Origin of the sequence: Streptomyces paludis (genome assembly GCF_003344965.1) — a bacterium.
GTDB classification, from domain to species: domain Bacteria; phylum Actinomycetota; class Actinomycetes; order Streptomycetales; family Streptomycetaceae; genus Streptomyces; species Streptomyces paludis.
Window position 1 is genome coordinate 2,186,179 of the sequence record NZ_CP031194.1, and the last position, 12,760, is coordinate 2,198,938.

At 69.8% G+C, this 12,760-nt stretch carries 11 protein-coding genes and 1 pseudogene; 6 read left to right on the plus strand and 6 right to left on the minus strand.

The genetic code is table 11. The annotated features are described in order from the left end of the window. Nucleotides 1-79 precede the first annotated feature (79 nt). The gene (locus DVK44_RS09395) at nt 80-1,441 is read left to right on the plus strand and encodes a vWA domain-containing protein (protein ID WP_114659241.1); all 1,362 of its coding nucleotides are present in this window, start codon (nt 80-82) and stop codon (nt 1,439-1,441) included. An 82-nt stretch (nt 1,442-1,523) separates the two neighbouring features. Next, complete coding sequence (locus tag DVK44_RS09400) at nt 1,524-2,726, plus strand: FHA domain-containing protein (protein WP_114659242.1); 1,203 nt, start codon at nt 1,524-1,526, stop codon at nt 2,724-2,726. A gap of 15 nt (nt 2,727-2,741) precedes the next feature. Here DVK44_RS09400 and DVK44_RS09405 read toward each other — a convergent pair whose 3' ends face one another. Beyond that, nucleotides 2,742-3,773, minus strand: a complete 1,032-nt coding sequence (locus DVK44_RS09405) for a methyltransferase domain-containing protein (protein WP_114659243.1) — start codon at nt 3,771-3,773, stop codon at nt 2,742-2,744. A gap of 270 nt (nt 3,774-4,043) precedes the next feature. On the opposite strand from DVK44_RS09405, the gene DVK44_RS09410 reads away from it, so the two are divergent. Beyond that, nucleotides 4,044-4,448, plus strand: a complete 405-nt coding sequence (locus DVK44_RS09410; protein ID WP_114659244.1) for a globin — start codon at nt 4,044-4,046, stop codon at nt 4,446-4,448. A 35-nt stretch (nt 4,449-4,483) separates the two neighbouring features. Here DVK44_RS09410 and DVK44_RS09415 read toward each other — a convergent pair whose 3' ends face one another. Genes DVK44_RS09415 through ettA form a run of 3 tightly spaced genes read right to left on the minus strand, consistent with a single transcriptional unit; the run spans nt 4,484 to nt 7,345 of the window. Further along, nucleotides 4,484-5,200 carry a serine/threonine-protein kinase gene (locus DVK44_RS09415; RefSeq protein ID WP_114659245.1) on the minus strand — a complete coding sequence of 239 codons (717 nt, stop codon included), beginning with the start codon at nt 5,198-5,200 and terminating at the stop codon, nt 4,484-4,486. After that, nucleotides 5,197-5,670 (minus strand): acyl-CoA thioesterase, encoded by a 474-nt coding sequence (locus DVK44_RS09420; protein ID WP_114659246.1) that lies wholly within the window; start codon nt 5,668-5,670, stop codon nt 5,197-5,199. Before DVK44_RS09420 ends, DVK44_RS09415 begins: the two co-directional genes overlap by 4 nt. Before the next feature lie 10 nt (nt 5,671-5,680). After that, nucleotides 5,681-7,345: an energy-dependent translational throttle protein EttA gene (ettA, locus tag DVK44_RS09425; protein ID WP_114659247.1), complete on the minus strand. Its 1,665-nt coding sequence runs from the start codon at nt 7,343-7,345 to the stop codon at nt 5,681-5,683. Nucleotides 7,346-7,981: 636 nt separating this feature from the next. Here ettA and DVK44_RS09430 point away from each other — a divergent pair. The 3 genes from DVK44_RS09430 (at nt 7,982) to DVK44_RS09435 (ending at nt 10,357) form a co-directional block, all read left to right on the plus strand. Then, nucleotides 7,982-8,794, plus strand: coding sequence for a ParB/RepB/Spo0J family partition protein (locus DVK44_RS09430; protein WP_114659248.1), 813 nt, complete (start codon nt 7,982-7,984; stop codon nt 8,792-8,794). A gap of 234 nt (nt 8,795-9,028) precedes the next feature. Continuing rightward, nucleotides 9,029-9,355 (plus strand): hypothetical protein, encoded by a 327-nt coding sequence (locus DVK44_RS36300; protein WP_162793729.1) that lies wholly within the window; start codon nt 9,029-9,031, stop codon nt 9,353-9,355. A 213-nt stretch (nt 9,356-9,568) separates the two neighbouring features. Beyond that, a complete protein-coding gene (locus DVK44_RS09435) occupies nt 9,569-10,357 on the plus strand; it encodes a GntR family transcriptional regulator (RefSeq protein ID WP_114659249.1) in 789 nt (262 codons plus the stop codon). Here DVK44_RS09435 and DVK44_RS09440 read toward each other — a convergent pair. Further along, nucleotides 10,341-11,102: pseudogene (locus DVK44_RS09440) on the minus strand (XRE family transcriptional regulator); the annotation flags it as partial. The gene DVK44_RS09435 and the pseudogene DVK44_RS09440 overlap by 17 nt on opposite strands. 142 nt (nt 11,103-11,244) lie before the next feature. Then, on the minus strand, nt 11,245-12,747 hold the full coding sequence (locus DVK44_RS09445; RefSeq protein WP_408055303.1) for an LAETG motif-containing sortase-dependent surface protein: 1,503 nt from the start codon (nt 12,745-12,747) through the stop codon (nt 11,245-11,247). Nucleotides 12,748-12,760 lie beyond the last annotated feature (13 nt).

Below are 12,760 nucleotides of genomic sequence, written 5' to 3' on the forward strand. Positions count from 1 at the left end.
GGGGCGCGGCGCCGGGGCCCGTCCCGCTGATTTTCCGCTACGTTTCTCCGCCGCGCGGAGCGTCAAGGAGCCGATACAGATGGCGAACTTCTCCAAGTCGAGCGTGCCGCGGTTCTCCGTGGACGTGTACCAGAACGCGTATCTGCCCGAGGGCGGGCGCGAGGTCAACGCGATCGTCACGGTCACCTCCACCGGTGGCGGCACCACGGGCGGGGTGCCGCTGGCGCGGTCCGCCACCGGTGCCACGCCGTCCGGCCCCGGACAGCGCGCCGACGCCGCCGTGGTGATCATGGTCGACTGTTCGGGCTCGATGGACTATCCGCCGACGAAGATGCGCAACGCGCGCGACGCCACGGCCGCCGCCGTCGACACCCTGCGCGACGGGGTCTCCTTCGCGATCGTGGACGGTACGCATGTGGCGCGTGAGGTCTATCCGGGCGGTGGCCGGCTGGCGGTCGCCGACCCGCAGACCAGGGAGCAGGCGAAGCGGGCCCTGCGCGCGCTGAGCGCGGGCGGCGGGACGGCGATCGGCACCTGGCTGCGGCTGGCCGACCGGCTGCTGGCCTCGGCCGATGTCACCATCCGGCACGGGATCCTGCTGACCGACGGCCGCAACGAGCATGAGTCGGCGGCGGATCTGAAGGCGACGCTGGACGCCTGCGCGGGCCGGTTCACCTGCGACGCCCGGGGCGTCGGCACGGACTGGGAGGTCAAGGAGGTCACCGGGATCGCCTCCGCGCTGCTCGGCACCGCCGACATCGTGGCGGATCCGGCGGGCCTGGCCGAGGACTTCACGCGCATGATGGAGAACGCGATGGGCAAGGAGGTCGCGGATGTGGCGCTGCGGATGTGGACCCCGGTCGGGGTGGAGATCGGCTTCGTCAAGCAGGTCGCGCCCACCGTCGAGGACCTGACGCCCCGGCGTACGGAGGCGGGACCGCGCGCCGGTGACTATCCGACCGGCTCGTGGGGGGACGAGTCCCGCGACTACCACGTCTGCGTACGGGTCCCGGAAGCCGGTATCGGCCAGGAGATGCTGGCCGCGCGGATCTCGCTGATCCTGCCGGCGCCGGGCGGCGGCACCCCGGAGGTGCTGTCCCAGGGACTGGTACGCGCGGTGTGGACGGACGACCTGTCGGCGTCCACCTCCATCAACCCCCAGGTCGCGCACTACACGGGCCAGGCGGAGCTGGCTCTTGTCATCCAAGAGGGGCTGAATGCCCGCAAGTCGGGTGATTTCGACAGTGCGACGGCGAAGCTGGGGCGCGCCGTGCAGCTCGCGGCCTCGTCGGGGAACGCGGATACCGCGAAATTGCTTTCGAAGGTGGTGGACGTGGTCGACGCGGCGACCGGTACTGTGCGACTGAAGGCGAAAGTCGCGGATGCGGACGAGATGACCCTCGAAACGCGCTCCACCAAGACCGTTCGCGTCAAGAAGTAGACACGGTCAGCATTCGTCAAGAAGCAGACATCACGGAGAACATCGGCCTGCGGGCCGGACGAGGAGAGGGGGAAGCGCCGACATGCCGACCTGCCCGAACGGACACCAGTCGGGTTCCGAAGACTGGTGCGAGGTCTGTGGCCATCGCATGGCCGGCCCTGGCGCTCCGGCGGGCGCCGTGCCGCCGCCTCCCCCGCCGCCGCCCGCGTCGGGTTACGGCTACCCGGCCACGCCCGGGTTCGGGCCTCCGCCCGGCGCCGGTCCCGGAGCCGGTCCGGGTGCCACGATGCAGGCCCAGCTCTGCCCGCAGTGCCGTACGCCACGCGAGTCGATGGCGCCGTTCTGCGAGGAGTGCCGCTGGAACTTCCTCACGAACACGGCGACCTCGTACACACCGCTGGCACCCCAGCACCCGATGCCCGGCGGCCCGGGCGGCCCCGGCGGTCCCGGTGCCGGGGGGCCGCCCGTACCGCCTCCCCCGGGGCTGAATCTGCCGCCCGGGTTCCAGTCGCAGCAGCCGCCCCGGCCGCCGGACCCGTTCGATTACCAGAGTTCGAGCCCTTCCCGGCTGAACCGCCCCGCCGAGCCGCTGTCCGCCGATCCGCACGCGGAGCGGCAGGGCCCGCCGCCCCCGCCGCCGTACCAGCAGCAGGGCGGTCCGCCGCCGCCGTCCTTCCCGCAGCAGTCCGCCGCGTCGTCCCCGCCGCTGGCCCCGCCGCAGCGGACGGGCGACGACGACTGGATGCTGCCGCCGCCCGGCTCCGGCCAGGTCCCGCCGCCGTACCAGTCGCAGCAGGGCTCGCCGCAGGGCATGCAGCAGTCCGAGCCGATGCGGCAGTACCAGCCACCGCCGCCCCTGGGGTCCGCGCCGGCCGGGCCCTCGACCTGGACGGCGGTCATCGGTCCCGACCGCGAGTACTTCATGGCGATGATGCAGCGCAGCGGCCCGGAGGCCACCGGGCTGAATCTGCCCGCGTACTCCCCCGAGCAGCGCCTCCAGCTCTCCGGGAACCAGATCGCCATCGGCCGCCGCCGGCACTCCACCGGCGAGTCCCCGGAGATCGACCTCTCCGTACCGCCGGAGGACCCGGGCGTCTCGCACCAGCACGCGGTGCTGGTGCACCAGCCGGACGGCAGCTGGGCCGTCGTCGACCAGAACTCCACCAACGGCACCACGCTCAACGGCGCCGAGGACCCGATACAGCCCTACGTCCCCATCCCGCTCAAGGACGGCGACCGGGTGCATGTCGGCGCCTGGACGACGATCACCATCCGCCGGGACTGAACGAAGCCTCCGGGGCTACCGCCGTCCCAGCGGCCAGGTGTACGGGCCCGCCGGGTCGTCCAGCCATGCCCACTGCCGGTCCCCGGCGACCGTGACGCCGAACCGCTCGCGCTCGGGGTGCCGCTCGCGCTCCCAGAGGGCGAGCGCCTCGCGCGGTTCGAGGCTGCCGGCGGTCAGCGTCAGCAGGAAGCGGAAGAGTTCGTTCCCGCTCGCGCCCCTCGGCATCCGGCCGAGGGGCGGCCGGGCTCCGTAGCCGCCCCCGGGTACACCCCGCAGCGGGACGAAGTAGGCGGCGGTGTGCAGGAAGCGCCCCTCCGCGTACGGCGCCCCGCCCTCCCCGCCCTCGCTCTCGCCCTCGCCGCCGACCCGCAGCGCGATCAGCCCGGTGGCGAGCGGCGCCAGGATCCTGGCGCCGGGCCGGCACTGCGCCGGCCACCCGGCCGGCACCGACGGCAGGGTGCAGGTCGCGATGATCCGGTCGAAGGGGGCGCGCTCGGGGCAGCCGCGCGCGCCGTCCCCGGCGACGACGGCGGGCCGGTAGCCGGCCGTGGCCAGATGGGTCCGGGCGGACTCCGCGATCTCCGGGTCCAGCTCGACGGTGGTGACCAGGTCGTCGCCGAGCCGGCGGGCGAGCAGCGCCGCGTTGTAGCCGCTGCCCGCGCCGATCTCCAGGACCCGGTCCCCGTCCCGTACGTCCAGCGCCGCCAGCATGCCCGCCATCAGCGAGGGCTGGCTGCTGGACGAGATCAGCTCACCGTCGCGCACCCGGATCGCGAGCGGGCCGTCCGAGTACGCCCCGCGCAGCCAGCGCGCCCGCCGCGCGGGGTCCGGATCGCCGCTCCAGAGCCGCTCCCAGCCGCCGGGCCGGCTGACGAAGTAGTACGGCACGAACACATGGCGCGGCACCGCCTCGAACGCCGCCCGCCAGGCCGGATCGTCCAGGGCGCCGGTCGCCTCGATCTCCGCGACCAGCGCGGCGCGCTCCTCGACGGCGATCGAGCCTTCAGAGCCATCGAAGCCGTATGGATCATTCCGGTCTGCGCCCATATGTCCACTGTCCCGGGTCAGCGCCCGGGAGGCGAGCTTTCGGGGGGCCGCCCGGGACAGGGACCTAGGGTCTTTCGTTTGGATCAGGCCGGATCAGGGAGCGGGGTCCGGTGCCGTGGATCGCAAGGCGGAGGAGGGAGGCGACGCGGAGCGTCGCCGACTGACGACAACGCGGCGAGGCGCGGTGCCGGGGCCCGCGAGCCCGGCCTGATCCAAACGAGAGGCCCTAGGACCGGAGACCTCCGCCGGTGCGTCTGAGAGCATGGACGGGTGAACGAGATTCCGCGCGGCACGCTTCAGGAGCAGACCTTCTACGAGCAGGTCGGCGGCGAGGAGACCTTCCGGCGCCTGGTCCACCGCTTCTACCAGGGGGTGGCCGAGGACCCGCTGCTGCGGCCGATGTACCCCGAGGAGGACCTCGGCCCGGCCGAGGAGCGCTTCGCGCTCTTCCTGATGCAGTACTGGGGAGGCCCGCGCACCTACAGCGAGAACCGCGGTCACCCCCGGCTGCGGATGCGGCACGCTCCGTTCGCGGTGGACGGGGCGGCGCACGACGCGTGGCTCGGGCACATGCGGGTGGCGGTGGACGAGCTGGGGCTCTCCGAGGAGCACCGGACCCGGCTGTGGGAGTACCTGACGTACGCCGCGGCCTCCATGGTCAACACGGCGGGCTGACGGCGCGCCCCGCGCGCGCTCGCGCGGCTCCGCGCTCAGGCCGGGGTGACGGAGAGCCCGCCGCCGAGCCCCGCGCGCCGTACCGCGATCGAGCCGTACGGGGTGCGCAGCCGGAGCCAGCCGCCGGACGCGAGGAGCGCCCACGGCTGCTCGGGCGCGCCGCCGGGGGCCGGCACCGTGGCCCGTACCGGCCGCAGGAAGCCGAGCGACTGGGCCGCGTGCACGGCGCGCAGCGGGAGTCCGGTGTCGCCGAGGGTCCGCGACCAGATCTCCCGGCCGATCCGGTCCCGTTCGGCACGCGTTCTGGTGTCGGGCGTCAACTGCTCGTCGCGGGACCGGAATTCGGCGACGGACAGGGCCAGTGCCCGCCGGATCTCCGGCTCGCCGGGCAGCCCCGGCACCTGCCGCCAGCCGCCGCGCGGCGGCAGCACACCGGCCCAGGGCGGCCCGGTGACGGCCGTGGGGACGGTCGCGGTGCCCGCGGTCTCGTCGAGGGATTCGAGGAGTTCCCCGGCGGAGACGGTGACATCGAGGACACCGGGGCCGTACGGCGCGGCGAGCCGGGCCGTACGGATGGCCAGTACCTCGAAGGACGCGGGCCGCCCGAACACGGCGACCGCGCCACCGCCGCCCCCGGCCTGGAGCCGGACGGCCGCGGCGCGGTCGTAGTGGATCAGCCGGGCGAGGAAGGCGCCGAGGTCGGCGGCCTCCCTCGCGTCGGCGAACTCCAGTCGTCGCACAGGCACGGTCATGCCGCGAGAGCACCCTTTTCACCGGCGGCGGTCGCGCCGCCGCCGTCGTCGTCCAGGAACTGCTGGAGGTGCGCCTTCTCGTACGCGGTGATCCGGCGCGGCCGGCCGGCCGCCAGGTCGTACGGGACGACGACGGTCGAGGCCCTGACGTACACCTGGGCCTCCCGCTCCTCGGTCTCCGGGTCCTTGACCTCGTACGCGATCGTCAGCGACGCGGCGTTTATCTTCGTCACCCAGGACTCGATGGTCACCGGCTCGTGCCGGTGGACCAGCGGGCGCTTGTAGTCGATCTCGTGCCGCGCGACCACGGAGCCGCCGGCGAAGGACGGCGAGCCGTCGCCCGGCGCCAGCCGGAACATGAAGTCGATACGGGCCTCCTCCAGATACGTGAGGAAGACCACGTTGTTGACATGCCCGAAGGCGTCCATGTCCGACCAGCGCAGGGGGCAGCTGTAGATATGACGGGCCATCTGCTGCGCCTCAGCCCCGGGTGAGCTTCTTGTAGGTGGCACGGTGCGGGCGGGCGGCGTCGGCGCCGAGCCGCTCGATCTTGTTCTTCTCGTACGACTCGTAGTTGCCCTCGAACCAGAACCACTTGGATTCGCCCTCGTACGCCAGGATGTGCGTGGCGACGCGGTCGAGGAACCACCGGTCGTGGGAGACGACCACGGCCGCGCCCGGGAACTCCAGCAGCGCGTTCTCCAGCGACGACAGGGTCTCGACGTCGAGGTCGTTGGTGGGCTCGTCGAGGAGCAGCAGGTTGCCGCCCTGCTTGAGGGTGAGCGCCAGGTTGAGGCGGTTGCGCTCACCGCCGGAGAGGACGCCGGCCGGCTTCTGCTGGTCCGGGCCCTTGAAGCCGAACGCGGAGACATAGGCGCGCGAGGGCATCTCGACATTGCCGACGTTGATGTAGTCCAGCTCGTCGGAGACGACGGCCCACAGCGACTTCTTCGGGTCGATGTTGCCGCGGCCCTGGTCGACGTAGCTGATCTTGACGGTGTCGCCGACCTTGATGGAGCCGGAGTCCGGCTCCTCGAAGCCCTGGATCATCTTGAACAGGGTGGTCTTGCCGGCGCCGTTCGGGCCGATGACACCGACGATGCCGTTGCGCGGGAGGGAGAACGACAGGTCGTCGATGAGGACCTTGTCCCCGAACGACTTGGAGAGGTGCTCGACCTCGACCACGATGCTGCCGAGCCGGGGGCCCGGCGGGATCTGGATCTCCTCGAAGTCCAGCTTCCGCATCTTGTCCGCCTCGGCGGCCATCTCCTCGTAACGGGCGAGCCTGGCCTTGGACTTGGCCTGGCGCCCCTTCGCGTTGGAGCGGACCCACTCCAGCTCGTCCTTGAGCCGCTTGGCGCGCTTGGCGTCCTTCTGGCCCTCGACCTTGAGGCGGGACTGCTTGGTCTCCAGGTACTTGGAGTAGTTGCCCTCGTAGCCGTGCAGACGGCCGCGGTCGACCTCGCAGATCCACCCGGCGACATTGTCGAGGAAGTACCGGTCGTGGGTGACGGCGACGATGGTGCCGGGGTACTTGGCGAGGTGCTGCTCCAGCCACTGGACGGACTCGGCGTCCAGGTGGTTGGTGGGCTCGTCGAGGAGGAGCAGATCGGGGGCTTCGAGCAGCAGCTTGCAGAGCGCGACGCGGCGGCGCTCACCACCGGAGAGGTTGGTGACGGGCCAGTCGCCGGGCGGGCAGCCGAGCGCGTCCATGGCCTGTTCCAGCTGGGTGTCCAGGTCCCACGCGTTGGCGTGGTCCAGCTCCTCCTGGAGCTTGCCCATCTCGTCCAGCAGCGCGTCGGAGTAGTCCGTCGCCATCAGCTCGGCCACTTCGTTGAAGCGGTGGAGCTTGCCCATGATCTCGGCGGCGCCGTCCTGGACGTTCTGGAGCACGGTCTTGGACTCGTCCAGCTCCGGCTCCTGGAGCAGCATGCCGACTGTGTAGCCCGGGGACAGGAACGCGTCACCGTTGGACGGCTGCTCCAGACCGGCCATGATCTTCAGAATGGTGGACTTTCCCGCGCCGTTGGGTCCCACCACACCGATCTTCGCGCCCGGCAAGAAGCTCTGCGTCACGTCATCGAGGATGACCTTGTCGCCGTGCGCCTTACGCGTCTTGCGCATCGTGTAGATGTACTCAGCCAAGAGAAACCGTCCGGCAATCGAGAAGGGCCAATGTGCGGCTCCGCCGCGTGAGGGCAGATACACCCCATCTTGCCTGAGGTCCACCCCCCAACGGAAACGAGCACCTCACAGGCTCGTGAACTGGGCCGCACCCCGAAACTTCACCCGACCGGATGGTCGTCATTGGTCGTCTTTGGTCGACGTCGGCCCCCCTCGGACGGCCCACAGGCGGCCCGAGGGGCGGCCCCGCCGCTAGGCGCCGCCGACCTTAAGCAGCTGGTCAGGCAGGGGGAAGAACGTCCTGTTGCGCGCCGGGGGGCCACTCGAACGACGATGTGGTGGGGCTCGCAGTACACGCACGCTTGAGCCCAGCCACTCGTAGCGGCAGTCTACCGCGACCGAGACCGAGACCACGAAGAGTCGGGTTTGCCCGCCTGACGACCCAGCACTCGACGGTACAAACCTCAGGCCGCAGACGCTGTAGCCCGAACTCGAAACCTACGCGTTACAAGGTGTTGAACCACCAGAGGCCCCTGGCCCACGAGGAAACACTCTTGCCTACAAGCGTGTCCGCATGGTTGGGTTGTCGCCGCGCCGTATCCCAAGATCCCGGCTTTGCCGAACACTCCCCCTAACGCGGCGCTGAAGGGCACAGCTATGCCTAAGGCGAAGTACACCTTCGATCTACCCGAGCATCAAGTGGACTACGGGATTGAAGTCTCGATCAAAGACCTCAATATCGACCCACAGGCTCAGCGAACTCTTAACGAGCGACGCGCGCAGAACATCGCGAACAACATAGTTAGCGAGGCTCTCGGCTCGGTAATTATATCGAAGCGGCCCGATGGTGACCTATACATCGTTGACGGGCAACACCGGTGGCGAGCATGCGCACTGGCTGGTATCCCCACCATCAGGGCAGAGATTCACTACGGCCTAACACAGGCCCAGGAAGCGATCCTCTTCCTGATCAAGAACCGTGAATCCCACAAGCCTCGCCCTATCGACGAGTACCACGTGGGCCTCACGGGGGGCGTACCTCTCTTTGTCGACACAGACAGGATTCTGGACAAACACGGGCTGACCCTTGGATCCACGTCCACCAATGGCGTGGGCGCCGTCTCTGGAGTACTCCAGATCGTTGATCGCTACGGAGCCTCAATTTTCGACCGCACCCTTACGGTCGCGGAAGAAGCTTGGGACCGCTCGACCGAAACCTGGGACGGAATGCTCCTCGGTGGCATTGGAGCGTTCCTCGGCCGTTGGGGCGATCTCGTTGACGACAAGGAACTTGCCAAGAAGATCCTGGCCATGGGAACGGCTGCCAAGTGGCGCTCCGAAATCCTCAGCCAGTCATCCCGTGGCGGTTTCAACAACAGCGGCACTGGCTCTCGCGTGGCCACCGCCTATCGCCTCGTTGTCGTCGCCTGGAACAAGGGACGCAAGGCGGAGAATCGGATTGAACCGTAACTCGACAATAAGCCGGCGCCTTCCTCCCATATCGGGAAGGCGATAGCCACCGGCTGGACCCGGGCGGCGTTGCTCTACGGTAAACGCATTCCGTTACAGCGCCGTGCGGAGCACGGGCATCCCCGCGCCATTAACATGGCCGCCAATGCATCCGTTTCTTGCAGGCGTCGCACCGTCGCGTGCTATAGACGCTGCCCGCGTCTTGCCGACCGCAGCGAAAAGGGTCAGCAAACCGTGTTCTTCCAACTTCTCGACGGCGTGCCCGTGGGGGCCATCGCCCCCGCCGCCGCTATCGCGATACTCGCCTTGGCCCGGGTAGTCAAGAACCTACCCGGGGACACGCTCAACAAGTTCATTGAGCACCGAACCACCAGATACCAAATAATCGCCAGCGATTCAAAAGGTCGCGTGGCAGAAATACAAAAACAACGCTTTATGTTTTTGGGCTTCATCTTCCTGTGTATCGTAGTGATCGCACTTGCCTTCATCTACTCCGCAAATAGAGAAGTCCAAGTGCCGACATATAGCCAACCCTCGGGAGTTACAGGCTCCAGCGGGTAGCGTCACCGCGATGGCGCGGCAGGCTGCTGCCGCGCCATCGCGCTTGTCGCCCTACTAGGTAGGCCAGAGAAGTTGGCCGTTGTGGCGAGAGGGTCAGCTGAGGTGGGCGCCACTACTACTGCTCATGGTTTGGCGGGATCGGGAATGTATGGCAGCGGCAATACATTGAATAGGCTGGTGCACACCACCTACCGATCGGAGCGTGTTCCTCAGATGGGGCCGAAGACGACGAAGGTCTACGAGACGATCCGGGATTGGCTCGCCTCAGGGGAGCTTGCCCCGGGCGACAAGCTTCCGTCTGAACGGACCCTGGTGGAACGGCTGGGCATCGGGCGTACCGCGCTGCGGCAGGTGCTCGCGCGGCTGGTCTCGGAAGGCGCCTTGGAAGTCCGGGGACGCAGTTCCTACCGGGTTCCCGGCGGGGTGAGTGTCGAGACTCCGACCGGGCTGGAGCCGTGGAAGATTCACGGCGAGCGGACCGTCTACGACAACCGTTGGGTGAAGCTCGATCTGTGGGACGTAGAGCCTCCCGGGATGGAACGCTTCGAGCATCACGTGGTCAAGCTCCAGCGCGTGGCGATCTCTGCCGTGCTGGACGACCAGGACCGCGTACTCATGCTGTGGCGGTATCGCTTCGTACCCCAGCAGTGGGGTTGGGAGCTTCCGGGCGGCATCGTGGACGCCGGGGAAGATGCAAGGGCCACGGCGTACCGGGAAGTCGAGGAAGAGACCGGGTGGCGCCCCACCTCGCTGGACCACGTCGTGACGTATCAGCCGATGGTCGGGATGGTCGACTCTCCGCACGAGATCTTCGTGGGCCGTGGTGCCGAGCGAGTAGGCGAGCCCACCGATCTCGAAGAGGCCGGCCATGTCGAGTGGGTGCCGCTGTCGGACGTGCCGGGCCTGATGGCCAAGGGTGACCTAATGGGGTCCGGCACGCTCGTTGCGCTGCTCCACGTACTGGCCAACCGTGGCACTCCGGGTGCTACAGCCGCGCGCTGAGGAGATCGATCCGGCGACGCTGCCGTACGGAGCCCGTACGGTTCGCGAGCAATCGCGCTTGCCTTAGGTGCGTGTTGGCCTGGTCGTACTCGCCGCGCGCGAGGTGGGCATGGGCCAAGTCGCAGCGGAGCCCCGCCTGTGCGCGCACGAAGGAAGGGTCCAGCACTTCGAGCGCGCCGTAGAGACTGCCCACGGCGTCGTCATCACCGAGCATCGCGAGCACGTTACCGTTCCAGCGTGCGAGGTGGGCATCGTTGAGGAAGATGCTCAGCATGTCCGGGTCCCGGTCTTCGGCCCCGGCGGGGATGCTGTCGGCCGCCGCTTCGAGGGCGCGGCGGCAGTCGTCCGGCATTCCGGCCTGCGCGCACAACTCCGCCTCAGCGGCGTACAGCCATGCCCGGAGTCGCGGGGACGCCTTCCCTGCCACGGTCCGTTGCGCGTCCCGTACGAGGGAGACACCGAGCGCCGGGCGGCCCGCCTCGCACAGCACGTACGCCTGTTCCGCCATGGCATGAGCGAGGTACATGGGCGTGTCCGCGTCCTGCGCTGCTCTCTTCGCGAGTTCGTAGTGGCGCCAAGCCCGTTCGACCGCTCCCGTGTCGAGCGCCTGCCACGCCGCGAGCGTGGACGCGCCGGCGAGCGCGAGTGCCACGGGCCGCCGTGTCTCCGGGAGAACGGCGAAGTTGAGCGCGTCTTCGAGGGCGGCTAGGTGCCCGCTCATCTGGTCGATAAGGCCGGACGCGCCCATCTTGCCTGAGGTCCACCCCCCGATGGAAACCAGATCCGGCGCCCCGGCCGCCGCCGGCGCGCCGGGGGAACGGCGGGGCCCCCGGTGCGCTGTCGCGTCCCGGGGGCCCCGCCTGCGGTGTATCGCTCAGCGCGATCGGTCACTCACCGTCGGTCGGTGTTCCGGTCTGCGTTCCTGCTGATTCCTTCTTCTTCCGTAGGAAGAAGACCGCGCCGCCGCCGAGGACGACGAGGGCGATCGCGACGCCCGCGATGACCGGGGTGGCGCTGGAGGAGCCCGTCTCGGCGAGGTCGCCGGAGAGGGCGCCGCCGCCGGTGCCGGCGCCCGTGACGATGCCCGCGCCTGCCGTGCCGCCCGTGGAGGAGCCGCCGGCCGAGGCCGGGAGGGGCTGCGAGGACGCCTGCTTGGTCTCGGGCTCGTTCGCGGGCTCCGGGGCGCCGGCGGTCAGGCAGTCCAGTACGCCGGTGAAGGTACGGGAGAAGCCGCCGGTGCCGGTGACGGTGATCTCGTACGCCTCGTCCTCGACGACCGGGACCGTGACGGTCGTGCTCTCACCGGGCGCGACGGTGTGCTCCGCCCCGGCGAGTTCGAAGGTGAACGGCGCGTCGCCCTGGTTGGCCGCCGTGACGTCGACGCCGCCCTCGGCGCAGTTCTTCTCGGCGGTGACGGCGGGTATCGCGCCCTCCGCGGCCCAGTTGGCGGTCGCCGTCGCGGAGACGGTCGAGTCGCTGGAGCCGGCGAGGATCTGTGTCTGGCTCTTGGTCGCCCCGGCGAAGACGCGGCCGACCGGCACCGAGGTGGTGGCCTCCACGCCGAACGCGGCGCTGCCGTCCGCGCTGTCCGTCGGCACGTCGAAGTACAGCTCCGTGCCGTCGACGGCGGTGGTGACCGGGGCGCCGTCCTTGTCGGTGATCCGGATACCGCTGGCGGCGGCGTCGGCGGGCGGCGTCACCGTGACGCCCGTGGCGTCCGTACGGACCGTGACGGGCCCGATCGGCTCGCCGGCCCTGCCGGAGACCGCGCTGGGCTCCAGGGTGAGGGACGCCTTGGGCTCGGCGGAGTCCTTGGCGCTCTTCTCCAGCCAGTCGGCGAGCTTCCCGGCCGCCGCGTCGGCCGCGTCGACGTCCGCGCCGTCCGAGTACCGCCAGATGGCCACCTGGGTGCCGGCCGCGGCGGTCTTCTCGGTGAGCGGCCCGCTGCCCGCGCTCTTGGCGAGCGCCGCGAGGTCGTCGATCCGCGGGTAGGAGTGATCGAGGATCCAGCGGATCCGGCCGGCGTTCTTGTTGGCGCCCAGCGAGGTCTGGTCCCAGGGGGTCTCCAGGTAGGTGGCCTGGTCCTGTGTCGGGTTGTGGATGTCGACGCAGTACGTCTTGAGTCTGCCCCCGCCGTCGACGGTCATCTCGAACAGCCCGGCGGGCAGCCGCTGGTCCTCGCCGTTCACACGCAGGACCGCGGTGTCGTAGGTCTTCAGTCCGTCGAGGGTCGCGACGGCACCGCCCCGGTGCCTCGGCGCCTCGTCGGCCGCGGCGGATCCGGCGCCGGACAGCGAGAGCGCCGCCACCAGACCCGGGACAAGAACCGCGGCGGCGAGCCGGGCGGCGCCACGCATCCGTACGGATGACGCGGATATCGAAGAAAACACAGAATTCCCCTTC